Genomic DNA, 15158 nt, shown 5'->3' with positions numbered 1-15158 from the left:
GCACCAAAGAGCGTACATACCGAGAAGGATATCGGTTCGTTACTTGTCCGTCAACAGCCGCTGGAGGATGTCTCCGTAGGCCGGACGAGTTACGAGGACGCCGATCAGCACACCGAGGATCGTGATGATCGCGAAGCCGCGCAGGTCGCCGAGGCTCAGCACGGCCAGTGGCGAGAGCGCGATGATGGTCGTCGCGGCGGCCGCGCCGATGACCCAGAACGCCTTTCGGAAGCGGGATTCGAACACCCGCTGGGAGCTCACCTCGCCGTCGTCCATCACCTCGTCGGCGATGATGACGAGGTCGTCGACTCCGGTACCGACCACCGCCACGAATCCGGCGACGTGGGAGAGATCCAGCGGCATGCGTATCAGCGCGGCAAAGCCAAGGAGGATGACGACCTCGGCGGTCGCCGTGAGGATCATCGGTGCCGCGACCTTCGGATTCCGATACCGCAGGAAGACCATTCCGCTGACGGTCAACACCGAGAGCGCGCCGATGATCAACGAGTACAGCTTGAACTGATCGGCGAGTGCCGGCTCGAGCGAGAACGTTTGTTCCTGGGAGAAATCAAGCGGCGCGGTCAGGGCACCGGAGTTCAGGTTGACCGAGAGTTCGTGGGCGTCTTGCTGGGTCGGCACGATCATCTGGAAGGACGGATCGTTGACCCAGGTCCCACTCGCCATGCTCTGTCCGAGATTGCCACCCATGCTATGGGCGTCGACGACCTCACCGTCGACGACGGTGAGCAGACACCACTGTGGCTGGTCGTGATCGAAGTGGAACTCTCCCGCCGCCCGATCGTGGATCTGACACTGCCCCTGTCCTTCACCGGTGAACCCGAGTTCGTTCATCGAGTCCTGGTAGTCTTGGGCCGGACTAGTGCCGTCTTCGCGGGGTGTGTTGTCGACCGAGACTGGGACGTAGTGGCGATCGCGCTGTTCGTCGTAGGACGCCGAGCCGGGGTCGGCGATCTCCTCGCCTTGCAGCACGGTCGTGTTGGTTTGTTGGCCGTCGTCGTCGGGATGATAGGCAACGATCTGGACTTCACCACGTGCGGTCAACAGCTCTCGAAGTTCGTCGGGATCCATCCCGGGAACCTCGGTGACGATGTAGTAGCCACCCCCGAGGGTCGCCTCTTCGTAGGCGGTACCGCCGTCGAGTCCGCCTTCGTTGATACGCAGTTCGATTGTTTCGATGATCTCGTCTCGAGTCTCCTGTGTGACGCCGTTCTCGATATCGTCTTCGGTGGCGTCGACGCCAGCCTCCTGTAGTGCTGCGGCGAACTCCGCCTGGGTGACGTCGTTGCTGAATAGTTCGGCGGTGTGGCGTGGTGGTTCCTCGTGGAATCGGACGTTCGCGTCTCGTGGCTCGAGATCGGCGTTCTCGTAGTCGTAGCTGTACAACGTCGACTGGACCTCGTGTTCCTCGCCCGGTTCGATATCGATGTTCTCGGCGGTCATCCCGACCGGCGGGGCGCTCACCCGGGTACCGCCGTCGAGTCCGATGCCGTACTCGAGGTTCGTCGGCGTTTCCTCGACCTCGCCGTCATCGACGAGCGTCTCGTCGGCGACGATGCCGCCCGGGATAAACAACGCGATCAGGGCAAAGCCGACGAAGCCGACGATCATCAGAATCCGCCAGTACTCCTTGACGAACGCAACTGGACCCATTAGGATCTCACCCCGTGGAACTTGTACCAGCGAAGCATGCTCATGTTCAACATGTAGGTGTTCATCAGGTCGGCTGCGAGACCGACGAAGAGGATAATGCCGATCGATGCCATCAACTCGACGCCAAAGAGGTACGCGGAGATTCCCATCACGAGCATCGCCATCATCGACGTCACCGTCATCGTGATACCGGTCCGCATCGCGCGATGGGAGCTCTCGTAGAAGTCACCCTCGCGTCGTAGTATGTGGTTGTTTAACAGGATGTCCGAGTCGACGGAGTACCCGATCAACATCAGCAGGGCAGCCACGGTCCCAAGCGAGAGCGGAATGTCGGCGATCGACATGAACGCGAGCGGAATCACGATGTCTGAAAACGCCGAGACGACGATAGCGATCGACGGAACGAACGTCCGAAACAGCAAGAACGCGATGACGCTCATCCCGAGAAACGCGACTGCGAGCCCGAGCAGGGCAGTCTGTTGGGTCTGAGCGGCAAATCCTGGCGATGCCGTCGACTCCTGTTGGACGATCGCGGCGTCACCGTCTTGGGCGAGATTGGCTTCCGCTTGCCCGGTCAGCTCCTGGATCGCATCCTCGTCGTCGATGCCGGCGAACTGGACCGTGTACTGGTTCTCGACACCGGGCGCCTGGATAGACTGAATCGAGTCTGGCTCCACGCTGAAGGCGTCGTTGATCTCCTCTTCGGACGACGTCGTCTGAATTGTCAGTTCCGCGCCGCCAGCGAAGTCCATTCCCAGCTGCACTGGCGTGCCGTAGACGAGAAACGAGCCGCTGAGAACGAGCAGCGCAACTGCAAGCACCGCAAGCGGCACGGCCGCGAGCTGGCGATTGCTGTACCGGGTGTACTCTATCTCCGGTACGTCGAAATACCCCATGTATCCAACCACTGGCAGTCACCCAAAGTAAGCCTTCTCAATTTCTGTAGCATTTTCCAGCCCGATCCGAGTCGAAACAGACGGTGCGCTCAAGCCGCTCCAGCCACTACGGACGGCGATGACCGCAGAATCAGAACGATCGACTGACCGACTCGAGACGGATCGAGCCGCGGATCCCGAGAACGATCGACCCGGCGCGTCCGAACCGGAGCGTGACAACCAGTCCGTCGCCGCCCGGGTGGTCGTCTCCTACCCCGCCGACCTGTCGGACTGGGGTCGGTTCCAGGTGGAAAAACCGTCGTTTCGCGCGTTCCTCCGAAAGACACGAGACAGCGCTCGAGTCGGCGACGTCTGGGAGGAGTTCGTCGGCGTCGGTTGCTGTGGCAATACGCTCGATGTCCCGTTGCGCGTCGAACGGGTCGACGGCGGCGCTCGAATCGACGACTCGACGACTATCGAGTACGCGGTCCGCGAGGCCTGCGGCATCGAGGGGAGTTGGCGCGTCCAGAGCAAGGGTGGCCCGAGTCGGGCGTAGTCGCGCGGTCGTCGGCCGTGCGTCGTCGAGCGATCGTCCCTCGAGTCTAGTCCGGCAGATACCGGACGCTCAAGACGCCGTCGTCGGCCGAGCGCCGGACCTCGACGCGGACGGCCCCGAGCCGGGCCGCGCGTGCGATCGTTTCCTCGTCCTCGAGGATATCCTGGGCCGCCGCTTCAGCCTCACCGTCGGGCACCGCAAAGACGTGAATCTCGCCCGTCCCGGCTCGCTCTTCTTCGATAAGTTCACCGATGTCAGCGTCGGCAGCCAACGCCATGGCGTGTTGGGTCGGCTCGAGATCGCTATCGACGAGGTCGATCGAGCGCCGGTTCTCGACCTCGACGAGTTGCCACGTGACCTCCAGTGGCGGATCGGGAGCGACGGTGGCCTCGAGAACGTCGTGAACCTCGAGGCCGGGATTCGACGCGAGCGTGTGTACCTGTGCGGTATCGACGTCGCGGACGACCGCCGACTCGGGTTCGGCGTGGGTGACGACGAACGTGCCCGTCTGTTTACTCATAGCCGACGGTAGGTCGCGAGCCGGTTTCGGCGTTTCGTTGTCGAGCGGGACCCCAGAGTGATCGCGGCGCGGTCGATCGCATCGGATCGCTCCCGTGGGAACGGTAAGATCGATCCAGTTCCCGATCCACGACGGTTCAACGCACGACCCATGGCGGAACGCCTTTTGTGCGGGCCCGTGGCTGCTCTACTATGAACGTCGACATTGGCAACGCACTCGGCTCTGTCGCCTCGCCTGGTATCTCGAGAGCGGCCCTCGAGCACCTCGATGAGCAGGTGGCGGACGCTCACGAGCGCATCGAGCGAGGAATGGCGAACGGCGAGCACGGTTACGAAGCGCTGAATCTGCCGGAACGAACCGATCCCGACAAAATTCGGGCAGCCGTCGAGCCCGTCGCCGACTGTGACGCGCTCGTGACGGTCGGTATCGGAGGCAGTGCCCTCGGCGCGGCGACGATCGTCGACGCCCTCGAGGAACGCGGCGACGGCACCGAGACCGTCTTCCTGGACAACGTCGACCCCGAGTGGGTTACTGCCCATCTCGAGGCGCTACCGCTCGAGGCCACGGCGATCAACGTCGTCTCGCGCTCGGGGACGACCGCGGAAACGCTCGCGAACTTCCTCGTCGTTCGTGAGGCCTTCGAGTCCGCGGGCGTCGACTGGACCGAGCGAACGATCGTCACGACCGGCGAGTCGGGGCCGCTGCGGGATCTCGTCGATCGCCACGATCTCCCCTCGCTGACCGTTCCGGACGGCGTCCCCGGCCGGTACGCCGCTCTGTCTGCCGTCGGACTGGTCGCCGCTGCGGTTTGTGGGCACGACCTCGAGGCCATCCTCGAGGGCGCGGCCGCCGAGCGCGAGACGCTTTCCGGGTCGCTGTTCGACTGTCCGGCCTACGCCTACGGCGCGACGGCGTACGCGCTCGACCAGCGCGGCGCCGGAACGAACGCGATGGTTCCTTACGCCGAATCGCTCGAGACCTACGCCGAGTGGTTCGCCCAGCTCTGGGCCGAGAGCCTGGGGAAAGACGACCTCGGCCAGACCCCGGTGCGCGCACTCGGCGTCACCGACCAGCACTCCCAACTGCAACTCTACCGGGCCGGGCCGCGGGACAAACTCGTCACGTTCGTTCGCCCGCTCGAGGCCCCGGATCGCGAGATCCCCGCCACCGAGGTCGACGACCTCTCGTATCTCGGCGACGCGACGCTCGGCGAGTTGCTCGACGCCGAGTTCGAGGCGACCGAAGCCAGCCTCGCCGCCGCTTCCCGCCCGAACGTCCGGATCGAACTCGAGTGCGTCGACGCCGACGAGATCGGTAGCCTGCTCTACGGCATGGAAGCCGCCTGCGTGCTCGCGGGCGAACTCTACGGCGTCGACACGTTCGAGCAACCTGCCGTCGAGTGGGCGAAGAAAGCGACGCGAGGGCTGCTCGGCGGCGGCGAGTTCGAGGAAGCAAACGCCGTCACCGAGAAGACCACGCTCCGGGTTGATCACTGATCCCGGTTCGGCACCACACAGGAGATCGCCTGGCGCCGCCTCGGGGGCGTTCGGTTGCGGAGTCCCTATAGGGATTCAGCCGAACACACGGATATGGAGACCACACGGTCCGAGCCCGAGCCGGAGACGAACGGCGCCGTCGCCGGCGTCGGTGCGGTCGCCGCCGCAGTGACGGTGGCCGCGGTCGCCCAACCGCTGCAGACGGGCCTCGAGGAGCCAACGCTCTGGGCGGCGGCTGGCCTTGCCATCGTCGCCATCGCTGCCTTTCTGGCCGGCCGATACGAGCTTCTCGATTCGACAGTTGCCGGCGCGGGTGCTGCCGTCTCGAGCGTCGGCGTCGTCGTACTCGCTGCGTATGCGTTGAATCAGGGGACGACTGGCGGCGTCGATGTCGGCGTCTTGCCGTGGTCGGTGCCGCTCGTTTTCGCCGGGGTTCTGACCGCTGGCGTCACGGGCGGCGTCGCCGTCGCTTATGCGACCGGCGTCGACCTGCCCGGGCTGGCGAGTCGAACGCTGTGGTTCGGCGGACTGCTCGTCTTCGGCTACGTCGGCCTCGAGATCATTCAACTCGTGACCGGCGTGCTCGCGGTGCCGGTCTTTCTGACCCTCGAGTCGCCGACCGACGTTCAGTTGACGATCCTGACCCAGATCGGCATGGTCGTGGGCACGACCGTGGTCGTCGCTGGCTATTTCGCTGTCCGCGAACTCGAGCTGTCGTACCTCGACGTTCGCGTGCCGACGATTCGTGACGCGATCTGGACCGTTGCGGGGCTCGTCGTCATCTTCGGTGCGCTGTTTCTCATCTCGGCTGTGTTCTACACGACCGGCGTCGAGAGCGCCGAACACGGCACGGCCCAGCAAGCGGAGCAGGACCCTCGAATCCTCCTCGTCTTGATTCCGGCGTCGATCCTCGTCATCGGCCCTTTTGAGGAGTTACTCTACCGTAACGTGATCCAGAAGTCGCTGTACGAACGGTTTTCCCGGTACGGTGCCGTCGTCGTCGGGAGCGTCATCTTCGCCGCGGTTCACGTCCTCGCGTACGCGACCGCCGGCGCGGGCGAAGTGATCGCCAGCCTCGCGGTGGTCTTCGGGCTCTCGATCGTGCTGGGAACGATCTACGAACGGACCGAAAACCTGCTCGTCCCGTCGCTCGTCCACGGGATCTACAACGCGATCCTCTTTGCGAACCTCTATCTCTCCTTCGTCTAGACGGCGGGAGTTCGTCTGTACGCCGCGAACCAGCGCCGGCTACGATGGATTCTTCCGTGCCAGTTCGGTGCCACAGATCGGACACCGATCCTTCTCCTCGTCGAACTCCCGACCACAGCCCTGACACTGATAGTGCCAGTGGCGTTGCTCGTCGATTCCCTCTCGAGCGATCACCTCGACGGCGACGTTGAGTTTCTCGGCGACGTTTTGCATCGCGTAGTCGTCGGTCACCAGCGTCGCGTCGAGTTCGAAACTCGCGGCGACAAGCCGAACATCGGTATCGGACAGCACCTCGAGGTCGCCGGACTCCTTTGCGGCCCGGCGGACTTTCTCGGTGGTATCTTCGTTGGGAATGTGGATGTGCATCCCGGAGCCTTCCATCGCGTCGAAGCGATAGGCGCTCTCGTCCTCGAGTTCCTCGCGGACGAGCGGGATCGTTGCAGTCTGTGCCGAGGTGTGGAAGTCGTGAATAAAAGCCGAGGAGTCGAGAACGTACATACCGTTAGCGCTTGACGACGATGTAGTCTTTGACCGCTTGGACGCGGTTGACGGGGACCAGGAAGCGACCGGTTTCGTCGACATCGAAATCGATCGCGTGCGTTGGAACGTCTTCGTGGGGGTCGACGATGAGATCGTGCAGCGAGCCGCTTTTGATGTCCATCGTGATGTTGTACAGCATGCCGAGTTCGGTGCCGTCCGAACCCATGACGGATTTGCCCGAGAGATTTTCAGCGAGTATATCGCTCATGCTACCCCGTACTGACTAGTCGATATTAAAGACCACGGGGTCAGGAACCACTCGCCGATACTGACAGTCGTTCAGTGGACATCGACGACCCGCTCGAGAGCCTGGCTGGAGACAGTTTCGGGTTCGCGCGGCGTGACGATGGGTTTAACTACCGTCCTACGGACGCTCTAGGCAAGACCTTCTTGGTGGTTCACCATGTCGGAACCCGACTCAGACACTCTCGACCCTACATCCCTCAGAACGCCTATCGTGGCCGTGCTGGGCCACGTCGATCACGGCAAGACGAGTCTCCTCGACAAGATCCGCGGCTCCGCGGTCATCGAGGGCGAAGCAGGCGCGATCACCCAACACATCGGGGCGACGGCGGTCCCCCTGGACATCATCTCCTCGATCGCGGGCGATCTCGTCGATCCGGAGGACTTCGACCTCCCTGGATTGCTCTTTATCGACACGCCGGGCCATCACTCCTTTACAACGCTTCGCTCTCGCGGCGGCGCGCTCGCGGATATCGCCATCCTCGTCGTCGACGTCAACGACGGCTTCCAGCCCCAAACGCTCGAGGCCCTGGACATCCTCAAACGGTCGCAGACGCCGTTTATCGTCGCGGCGAACAAGATCGACACCGTCCCCGGCTGGGACCCGAACGAGGATACGCCGATCAACGCGACCTACGACGACCAGACCGATCGCGTCAGCTCTCGCCTCGACGAGAGTCTCTACGAAATTATCGGTAACCTTTCGGACGAGGGCTTCTCCGCCGATCTCTACTGGCGGGTCCAGAACTTCCAGCGCAACGTCGGCGTCGTCCCCGTCTCCGCGATGACCGGCGAGGGCGTTCCCGACCTGCTCGCGGTCATGATGGGCCTCTCCCAGCGCTACATGAAAGAGGAGATGGAGATCGATGTCGCCGGCCCCGGCGTCGGCACCGTCCTCGAGGTCAAAGAGGAGAAAGGGTTCGGAACGACGATCGACACCGTCCTCTACGACGGGACCATCCGGGCCGACGACACGCTCGTCGTCGGCGGGATGAACGACCCCATCGTCACCGAAGTGCGTGCGTTGCTCCAGCCCCGTCCGCTCGCGGAGATCCGGACCGAGAGCCGCTTCGAGAAAGTCGACGAGGTCGGCGCCGCGGCCGGGATCAAGGTCGCCGCACCCGAACTCGCGGACGCGATGGCCGGCGCACCCGTTCGTGTCGTCCGCGATCGCGACCTCGAGGCGGTCATCACGGAAGTCCGGGCCGAACTCGCGGACATCGCCGTCGATACCGAGGAACAGGGCGTCGTCGTCAAAGCCGACACGCTGGGCAGTCTCGAGGCGATGGCCGACGCCTTGGAGGAGGCCGAACTGCCGATCGTTCGCGCGGAAGTCGGCGACGTCGCCCCGCGGGACGTCTCGGTCGCCTCGACCGCGGAGGACCCCAAACAGCAGGTCATCCTCGGATTTAACGTCGACGTGCTCGACGACGCCCACCAGCGCGCCGAGACCGACGACGTCCGCATCTTCGCCGACGAGGTCATCTACCAGCTCATCGAGGAGTACGAGGAGTTCGTCGAGGAACTCGAGCGCGCACAGCAGGATACGATCCTCGAGAACATCGTCCGACCCGCGCGATTCCGGATCCTCCCGGATCACACCTTCCGCCAGAACGATCCCGCGGTCGTCGGCGTCGAGGTAAACTCCGGGACGATCCAGAACAACACGAACGTCGTCAAATACGAGAACAACGAGCCCGAACGCGTCGGTCAGATCAAGGGCATTCAGGAACAGGGCGAGGACGTCGACGAAGCCCGCGCGGGCAACCGCGTCTCCGTCGCCATCGACGGCCCCACCGTCGGCCGTCAGATCGAAGAAGACGACGAACTCTGGACGCAGATTCCGGAAAAGCACGCGAAGATCTTAGAGCAAGAACTCGCGAGTGAGATTCCTGGCGACGAACTCGAGGCGCTGAACATGTACCTCGACAAGCAGCGGAGTCGGGATCCCTTCTGGGGCAAGTGATACGGTTTACTGTAAGTCATTTCCGGCGCACCCGCAATCCGGGCGGCGGCTGGGCCGGTACATCGGTACAGTAATCCGTATGAGTCGATCGGCGAACGGATCAGTACGGTTCGACGGTGACTCCCTCGAGACGCTCGAAATCGTTCACGTTCCGGGTGACGACGGGCGTATCGAGTGTTTTCGCCGCAGCAGCGATGAGGAGGTCGGCAGTCAACGAGTTGATCTCGTGTTGGCTACAGTTCGAACGTCTGAGTGCTGCCTCGAGTTCTCCGGCTACGAAGGCCTGTTCACTCGTAAACGGGACGACGTCGATCCACTCGAACGTCGATCGTATCTCGGTGCGGTCGTATTTCCCCTGTATCTCCCGTCCGACGGCGATCTCTTTCAGATTTATTGGGGTCGTGACAAACTCTGCAGTGTCTTCGGTATCGGCGAGAAACGCTTCGACTGCATCGAGGCCCGCCCAGTAGTGAATGAGAAACGTCGTATCAAGCAGTTTCCGACCCATCGTCCTCCTCGTCTACCATCGATAGTTCTTCGAGCACTCCCTGCTGTCGGTCCGAGAGATCGGCGCCGAGTTGTGCTCGGGATCGAGCACTGAGTGACTCGAGTTCGTCGGCCTCGGTGTCCGAAAGGGTTCCAAAGCCATCACGCCAATCCGGGGTCGACTCTTCGAGGAGGCGATCGACGAGCTCGGTGAAGCTTTCGTCGTCGCGTTTCCGTCCCTTCAGCTGATCGTAGACATCTTCGCGGAGTCCGATCGTTTTCGTCCCCATAGATTGTGCTTGTACACACAAACACAAAATTGTTTCTCGAGGGGCAGTTACTCGAGTTTCGACGACGGTATCCGCCACTTGACGATCGGTTCGGGAGTCGACGCCGAAACAAACGCCCTCGAGTCGTTCGGTCCAATCGTTCGCAACCGCGTAATGTCCTCATTTACTATCGTATCGGTTCCGGTGACAGTGACACGAGATGACCGACACGACTCGTCAGCGGCGGCGTCTCGAGGCCCTCCCGCCCGACGCCGAGTTCGCACTCTGTTTGACCCACGACGTCGACCGGCCCTACAAGGGGTGGCGGTCGTTGTACTACGCGACCCGCGAACGGCCGGGCTATCACCTCCGGACGGCGCTGTCCTCGCGCAATCCCTACTGGCAATTCGAGGCGATCATGGCCCTCGAGGACGAGTTCGACGTTCGCTCGGCCTTTTATTTCCTGAACGAACAACACCTGCTCGCCGATCGACCGCCTCAGGAGTGGCTCTCGCCGGCGAACTGGGTCCAACACCTCGGACGCTACGATCTCTCGAGCGGGGAGATTTCATCCGTCATCTGCGACCTCGAGACCGGCGGCTGGGAGGTCGGGCTCCACGGCTCCTATCACACGCCCAAGGATCGGAAGCGATTGGGCGAGGAGAAACGCGCGCTCGAGGATGTCCTCGAGGGGTCGATCGCCGGCGGTCGTCAACACCACCTGCGGCTCTCCAGGCCCGAGACGTGGCACCACCATCGGGCGATCGGGCTCGAGTACGACGCGACGCTGGGCTCGACGACCGAGTGTGGCTTCCACCACGGCTATCACCCGATTCGGCCCTTCGACGACGAGTTTCTGGTCTTCCCGCTGACGATCATGGATCAGGCGCTGCCCGACCCCGGCTCCTCGCCCGAGGCCGCCCGTCGGACCTGCGATCGGCTGCTGGCAGACGCCGCCCGCAACGACGCGGTGATGACCGTCCTCTGGCATCCCCGTTACTTCGACGAGGACGAGTTTCCCGGCCACCGCGGCCTCTATCGGTGGCTGCTCGAGCGAGCGCAGGAACGCGGGGCCTGGATCGGCTCGCCGCGAGAGTTCTGCGCGACGCTCGAGGACCACGGTCGGTCCCAGCGGGGGGCCGACCGCGAGGAATCGACGGCGAGTGCACGGGCGCTCGAGCGGGGTGGATCGAACGAAACGCGACCGCAAGCCCGTGCGGACGGTGCCGGAGATAGCGGCCCGTTCGCCGGTTTCGAAACGCCGTCTCGGATGTCGGGACGTGGCGGTGAGCCATGAGCCACAACTGGTCGACCGTCCTCGCCGTCGTCGCGGTACTGATCGTCGGCGCGCTCGCCGGACCGGCAGGGGCTGCCGTCGCGGGAACGGCGAGTGCATCGACGGTCCAGCAGTCGGCCGATAGCTACGTCGTCGAACAGGGCGAGTTCTGTGAACCGATCGAACCGCTCTCGAGTTCCGGCTCGGTCGAGGCGTTCTACGACTATCGCGATCACGATACCCATCCCGACGGCGTCGATCGAATGTACAGTTCGTACGGCACCGAGCACCTCCAGGAGTCCGACACGAGCCTGCTGTTTCTCCACCAGGGGACCGACGGGACGAGTCTTGTGATGGTCCACGACGAACTCGAGGGTGACACGGCCGGCGGCGTCGTCACGTTCGAGATGGCTGGTGTCCCACACGATGCGGAGTGGGTGGTTCGAAACGACGACTACGACGGCGACACCAACCGCGACGAGTTCGAGACGGGCGACGGCTGGGCGTCGGCCGACTGGGCCTACATCCAGAACAGAACCGGCGGCGGTGCGCTCAACGGCGGGTTCGACGACGAGTTCGCGGTGACGATCCACCCGGGATTCAACGAGGATGCGAATCTCTACGACGCCGAGGTCGACGAGGAGTTCGACGACGAGAACAGAACCGGCTACGGCGGCGACTGGTGGGACGGCGGCGACATCGAGGACTGGGAGGTGCTGTCCGGCGACGCGGAGGATCCCGATCGTGGCTCGATTCCGTCGATGGACGAGCCGGTCACGATCCGAACGGGCACGTGTGACGGGCCGAGCGTCACCTACGAGCGAACTGACGACGGCATCACTGTGACCATCGACGACGTCCGGGCCGACGACACGGTCTCGCTCCAGCCGACACGGGGCACGCACGACGGCGTACGCTTCGAGCGCCTCGAGACGACCGGTCTCGCGGACGACACGACGCTCACGTTCGAAAACGACCGACCCAGCGGCGTCTCCGCAGGCGACCTCGAGGGAAGCGAGGCGCTTTCGACGGTGACGGTGACGGGCGACGATCCGTCCCAGGGTTCGTCCTCGACCGTCACGTTCAGTGTCGATTCGAGCGAACTCGACGAACTCGGCATCGATCCGGACGAAATCGCCCTCTACGAGGTCGACGACGACGGCGCCTGGAACGTTTCCACGACCGAGGTTCGGGCCGATCAGGGCGGCAGTTACCAGTACGACGCCGAGGTCGACTCGCTCGAGGCGCTCGCGGTCGGGCCACATCCGGACGCTGGGTCGGTGGACGCGTCGCCGCTGGCAGGGTTCGAGGTCGGTCTAACGGTCGCGATCGTTGTGCTGATCGCGTTGTTCCTTGGGACACGGGCTCGTCGTCGATAACGGACTCGAGACGGCGGCTGTGAACGTGCGATTTTCCGTCTACTTCGTTCGGTGGGCAACCAGATCGGCGATGCCATCACGTAGTGCCACGGTCGGTTCGTACCCGAGTGTGTTTCGGCTGCGCGAGAGATCCGCGCGGCTCTGGTCGATGTCGCCGTCTCGCGCCCCGGTGTGAACGATCTCCGAGGACGAGTCGGTTGCATCCCGGATCAGTTCGGCGAGTTCGACGACCGTCACCGACGAGCCGGTGCCGACGTTGTAGGCCCGACCGACGGCGTCGGTCGTCGCCGCTAGAACGTTCGCCCGAACGACATCCTCAACGTGGACGAAATCGCGAGTCTGGCTGCCGTCGCCGTGGACGGTGATCGGCGCGTCGGCGCGAGCCTGCTCGAGGAAGATATCGATCACGCCGCTGTAGTCGCCGCCACGCTGGCCGGGACCATAGACGTTGAAGTACCGGAGTGGGACGGCCTCGAGGCCGTAGCGCTCGTGATACAGTCGCGCGTAGTGGTCGATCGTGAGCTTCTCGAGGCCGTACGGCGAGGCCGGCGTCTTGGGCGCGGATTCGGGGACAGGCACCGTCTCGGGATGGCCGTAGATAGCCGCACTCGAGGCCAACACAACGCGTGCGTCGACCTCGCGAGCCCCTTCGAGAACGGCGAGCGTCCCGTCGACGTTGATCGCGTGGCTTCGCGTCGGTGCGTCGATCGAGGCCGCGACGCTGACGAGTGCGGCCTGGTGAAACACGGTATCGACATCCTCGAGCGCCCGCGAAACGGCCTCGGTATCTCTGATGTCCGCGTCGACGATGGTCGCGTCGTCGGGGACCTTCGACCGGTCGCCGCTCGAGAAATCGTCGAGGACGACGACATCGTTGTCGGGAATGAGATGGTCTGTGAGGTGCGAACCGATGAATCCCGCACCGCCGGTGACGAGGATGTGGTGGTTCGAGAGCGGAGCCATTGGGCTGTCGTTCCACGATCCAGGGTATAGTCTCGGGGGCAGGATTCGCGACGTGAAGATACGCGTTACAGCCGGTAGAATCGCCATAACAAGGACGATACCGCTGTTTTGTCCGATAGCTTCCCTGCCGTGGGGTTCGCGTTCGAAACCGACGACGATTCCACCACAACGAATGTCCGTAACTGATACGATCGCCGGCGGGTTCAAGGCGACGCTCGTCTCGAAGATCGTCGAGATTGGCGTCAACGGGCTGTTGATACTGCTGCTCACTAGAGTCTTCCTGACGACCGAGGAGTACGGACTGCTCTACCTGGCGATATCGATCTTCGGGATGGCCGTCTTCTTCAGCCGGATGGGGTTCGCGAAATCCGCGGCCCGGTATGTCACGGAATATCGCGACACCGACCCGTCGGTGGTGCGGGCGATCGTTCGCCGATCGCTCCTGTTCAACCTGCTCAGCATCGCGATCGTCTCGGCCGTCGTCGTGGTCTTTCGAGAGCCGATCGTCGCGGGCTTTGGGGAACCGGAGTTGCTGTCGTTGCTCTCGCTGGGCGTGTTGTTCATCGTCGCCCAGACGCTTCGGTCGTACGCGTACTTTCTCTGTCAAGGGTTCAACCGCGTAACGTGGAGCGCGATCCTGTCGATCGTCTCGAATCTGGGTATCTTCGTCTTCGCGATCGGCTTTCTCAGTCTCGGGTTCGGCATCGCCGGCGCGTTGCTCGGTTACATCGTCGGCTACGCGCTCGGGGCAACCGTGGGATTGGTCGTCCTCTACCGGTGGCTCTCCCAACTCGAGCCAGCTGCGGACGCGACCGACGACGCCGCGTCCGCGGAGACCGAACCTCGCGACGACGACGGGAGCATCACGCGACGGCTCCTCGAGTATAGCGTTCCGCTGACCGTGACTGGCGCGTCGTCGATCATGTTCAAACGCGTCGATATCGTACTCGTCGGGGCCTTTCTCACGCCCGTCGCGGTCGCGTACTACACCCTCGCGAAGCAACTGACCGAGTTCGTGGCCGCACCGGCCAGCTCGCTGGGGTTCGCTCTGGCCCCGACGTTCGGCGAGTCGAAATCGAACGACGACGTAGCGCAGGCGGCGGCGATCTACGAGACGACGTTCGAACACAATCTGTTGTTTTACGTTCCCGCAGCGACGGGGATGTTGCTCGTCGCCGATCCGGCCATCAGGCACGTCTTCGGCGAGGAATATCTCGGTGCCATCCCGATCGTGCAGGTGCTGTCGGTGTTCGTCGTTCTGGAGTCGATCAACAAGCTCACCAATGGGGCGCTCGATTTCCTCGGACGTGCGCGCCATCGGGCGCTGTCCAAGGGGGGTGCGGCGATCTTCAACCTCGGCCTCAACGTCGTCCTGATCCCGACGATCGGGCCGACCGGTGCGGCGGTTTCGACGGTGATTAGCTACGCGATCATGGCCACGGTCAACCTCTATCTCATCCACATCGAACTCTCGCTCTCGGTGGGTCGGCTCGCCAGAACGACGCTCACCGTCTGCGGTATCGCCGCCGGTATGGCCCTCGCCGTCGTCCTCGCGCTCCCGTACGTCTCGAGCGTAGTCACGCTGCTTTCGACCGTCCTTCTCGGCGTTGCCGTCTGGCTCACGCTGGCAGTCGGCAGTGGCCTGCTCGATCCGCGATGGGCGGTTTCCCAGCTCAATTAAACGTTCCGATACGCCCCTTTACCGGACT

The 15158-nt window shown here is 63.5% G+C and carries 15 protein-coding genes; 7 read left to right on the top strand and 8 right to left on the bottom strand.

Features of this window, described 5'->3' with window-relative positions:
- Positions 1-39 precede the first annotated feature (39 nt).
- Complete coding sequence (locus D8Y22_RS09840; RefSeq protein WP_141464542.1) at positions 40-1671, bottom strand: preprotein translocase subunit SecD; 1632 nt, start codon at positions 1669-1671, stop codon at positions 40-42.
- The gene (gene secF / locus D8Y22_RS09835; RefSeq protein ID WP_141464541.1) at positions 1671-2567 is read right to left on the bottom strand and encodes a protein translocase subunit SecF; all 897 of its coding nucleotides are present in this window, start codon (positions 2565-2567) and stop codon (positions 1671-1673) included. The genes D8Y22_RS09840 and secF overlap by 1 nt, the downstream gene beginning before the upstream one ends.
- A gap of 118 nt (positions 2568-2685) precedes the next feature.
- On the opposite strand from secF, the gene D8Y22_RS09830 reads away from it, so the two are divergent.
- Positions 2686-3102, top strand: a complete 417-nt coding sequence (locus tag D8Y22_RS09830; RefSeq protein ID WP_174811819.1) for a hypothetical protein — start codon at positions 2686-2688, stop codon at positions 3100-3102.
- Between the two features lie 46 nt (positions 3103-3148).
- Here the strand turns inward: D8Y22_RS09830 and D8Y22_RS09825 are convergent, their stop codons facing one another.
- Complete coding sequence (locus tag D8Y22_RS09825) at positions 3149-3622, bottom strand: DUF5812 family protein (RefSeq protein ID WP_141464539.1); 474 nt, start codon at positions 3620-3622, stop codon at positions 3149-3151.
- Positions 3623-3813: 191 nt separating this feature from the next.
- Here D8Y22_RS09825 and D8Y22_RS09820 point away from each other — a divergent pair, with 191 nt between their 5' ends.
- Together D8Y22_RS09820 and D8Y22_RS09815 are read left to right on the top strand one after the other, a co-directional pair.
- Positions 3814-5118, top strand: coding sequence for a glucose-6-phosphate isomerase (locus D8Y22_RS09820; RefSeq protein ID WP_141464538.1), 1305 nt, complete (start codon positions 3814-3816; stop codon positions 5116-5118).
- Positions 5119-5211: 93 nt separating this feature from the next.
- Positions 5212-6327, top strand: a complete 1116-nt coding sequence (locus D8Y22_RS09815; protein ID WP_141464537.1) for a CPBP family intramembrane glutamic endopeptidase — start codon at positions 5212-5214, stop codon at positions 6325-6327.
- A gap of 39 nt (positions 6328-6366) precedes the next feature.
- On the opposite strand, the gene D8Y22_RS09810 is transcribed toward D8Y22_RS09815, so the two are convergent.
- Together D8Y22_RS09810 and D8Y22_RS09805 are read right to left on the bottom strand one after the other, a co-directional pair.
- On the bottom strand, positions 6367-6825 hold the full coding sequence (locus D8Y22_RS09810; protein WP_141464536.1) for an NOB1 family endonuclease: 459 nt from the start codon (positions 6823-6825) through the stop codon (positions 6367-6369).
- A gap of 4 nt (positions 6826-6829) precedes the next feature.
- Positions 6830-7075, bottom strand: a complete 246-nt coding sequence (locus tag D8Y22_RS09805) for a PRC-barrel domain-containing protein (RefSeq protein ID WP_141464535.1) — start codon at positions 7073-7075, stop codon at positions 6830-6832.
- A gap of 195 nt (positions 7076-7270) precedes the next feature.
- On the opposite strand from D8Y22_RS09805, the gene infB reads away from it, so the two are divergent.
- Positions 7271-9076 (top strand): translation initiation factor IF-2, encoded by a 1806-nt coding sequence (gene infB, locus D8Y22_RS09800; RefSeq protein WP_141464534.1) that lies wholly within the window; start codon positions 7271-7273, stop codon positions 9074-9076.
- A gap of 100 nt (positions 9077-9176) precedes the next feature.
- Here the strand turns inward: infB and D8Y22_RS09795 are convergent, their stop codons facing one another.
- Positions 9177-9584, bottom strand: coding sequence for a type II toxin-antitoxin system VapC family toxin (locus D8Y22_RS09795; protein ID WP_141464533.1), 408 nt, complete (start codon positions 9582-9584; stop codon positions 9177-9179).
- Positions 9565-9852: an antitoxin VapB family protein gene (locus D8Y22_RS09790; RefSeq protein WP_141464532.1), complete on the bottom strand. Its 288-nt coding sequence runs from the start codon at positions 9850-9852 to the stop codon at positions 9565-9567. Before D8Y22_RS09790 ends, D8Y22_RS09795 begins: the two co-directional genes overlap by 20 nt.
- Positions 9853-10051: 199 nt before the next feature.
- Between D8Y22_RS09790 and D8Y22_RS09785 the strand changes: the two genes are divergently transcribed.
- Both D8Y22_RS09785 and D8Y22_RS09780 read left to right on the top strand, forming a co-directional pair.
- Entirely contained in the window at positions 10052-11128 is a 1077-nt protein-coding gene (locus D8Y22_RS09785; RefSeq protein WP_246084396.1) for a polysaccharide deacetylase family protein, read from the top strand.
- The gene (locus D8Y22_RS09780; RefSeq protein ID WP_141464531.1) at positions 11125-12486 is read left to right on the top strand and encodes a hypothetical protein; all 1362 of its coding nucleotides are present in this window, start codon (positions 11125-11127) and stop codon (positions 12484-12486) included. Before D8Y22_RS09785 ends, D8Y22_RS09780 begins: the two co-directional genes overlap by 4 nt.
- Before the next feature lie 39 nt (positions 12487-12525).
- Here D8Y22_RS09780 and D8Y22_RS09775 read toward each other — a convergent pair whose 3' ends face one another.
- The gene (locus tag D8Y22_RS09775) at positions 12526-13449 is read right to left on the bottom strand and encodes an NAD-dependent epimerase/dehydratase family protein (RefSeq protein WP_141464530.1); all 924 of its coding nucleotides are present in this window, start codon (positions 13447-13449) and stop codon (positions 12526-12528) included.
- 172 nt (positions 13450-13621) lie between these two features.
- Here D8Y22_RS09775 and D8Y22_RS09770 point away from each other — a divergent pair, with 172 nt between their 5' ends.
- The gene (locus D8Y22_RS09770) at positions 13622-15130 is read left to right on the top strand and encodes a flippase (RefSeq protein WP_141464529.1); all 1509 of its coding nucleotides are present in this window, start codon (positions 13622-13624) and stop codon (positions 15128-15130) included.
- Positions 15131-15158 lie beyond the last annotated feature (28 nt).

Origin of the sequence: Salinadaptatus halalkaliphilus, from assembly GCF_006543045.1 — an archaeon.
In the GTDB taxonomy this organism is placed as follows: domain Archaea; phylum Halobacteriota; class Halobacteria; order Halobacteriales; family Natrialbaceae; genus Salinadaptatus; species Salinadaptatus halalkaliphilus.
The sequence above is the reverse complement of the archived record's forward strand: the minus strand, read 5'-3'. Positions and strand labels throughout refer to the sequence as shown.

Excerpts from the sequence above, each read along its gene's own strand:
- D8Y22_RS09830 (WP_174811819.1), top strand. The coding sequence starts at position 2,686 with ATGACCGCAGAATCAGAACGATCGACTGACCGACTCGAGACGGATCGA.
- D8Y22_RS09785 (WP_246084396.1), top strand. The coding sequence starts at position 10,052 with ATGACCGACACGACTCGTCAGCGGCGGCGTCTCGAGGCCCTCCCGCCC.
- infB (WP_141464534.1), top strand. The coding sequence starts at position 7,271 with ATGTCGGAACCCGACTCAGACACTCTCGACCCTACATCCCTCAGAACG.
- D8Y22_RS09820 (WP_141464538.1), top strand. The coding sequence starts at position 3,814 with ATGAACGTCGACATTGGCAACGCACTCGGCTCTGTCGCCTCGCCTGGT.
- D8Y22_RS09825 (WP_141464539.1), bottom strand. The coding sequence starts at position 3,622 with ATGAGTAAACAGACGGGCACGTTCGTCGTCACCCACGCCGAACCCGAG.
- D8Y22_RS09805 (WP_141464535.1), bottom strand. The coding sequence starts at position 7,075 with ATGAGCGATATACTCGCTGAAAATCTCTCGGGCAAATCCGTCATGGGT.
- D8Y22_RS09790 (WP_141464532.1), bottom strand. The coding sequence starts at position 9,852 with ATGGGGACGAAAACGATCGGACTCCGCGAAGATGTCTACGATCAGCTG.
- D8Y22_RS09815 (WP_141464537.1), top strand. The coding sequence starts at position 5,212 with ATGGAGACCACACGGTCCGAGCCCGAGCCGGAGACGAACGGCGCCGTC.
- D8Y22_RS09840 (WP_141464542.1), bottom strand. The coding sequence starts at position 1,671 with ATGGGTCCAGTTGCGTTCGTCAAGGAGTACTGGCGGATTCTGATGATC.
- secF (WP_141464541.1), bottom strand. The coding sequence starts at position 2,567 with ATGGGGTATTTCGACGTACCGGAGATAGAGTACACCCGGTACAGCAAT.
- D8Y22_RS09775 (WP_141464530.1), bottom strand. The coding sequence starts at position 13,449 with ATGGCTCCGCTCTCGAACCACCACATCCTCGTCACCGGCGGTGCGGGA.
- D8Y22_RS09810 (WP_141464536.1), bottom strand. The coding sequence starts at position 6,825 with ATGTACGTTCTCGACTCCTCGGCTTTTATTCACGACTTCCACACCTCG.
- D8Y22_RS09780 (WP_141464531.1), top strand. The coding sequence starts at position 11,125 with ATGAGCCACAACTGGTCGACCGTCCTCGCCGTCGTCGCGGTACTGATC.
- D8Y22_RS09770 (WP_141464529.1), top strand. The coding sequence starts at position 13,622 with ATGTCCGTAACTGATACGATCGCCGGCGGGTTCAAGGCGACGCTCGTC.
- D8Y22_RS09795 (WP_141464533.1), bottom strand. The coding sequence starts at position 9,584 with ATGGGTCGGAAACTGCTTGATACGACGTTTCTCATTCACTACTGGGCG.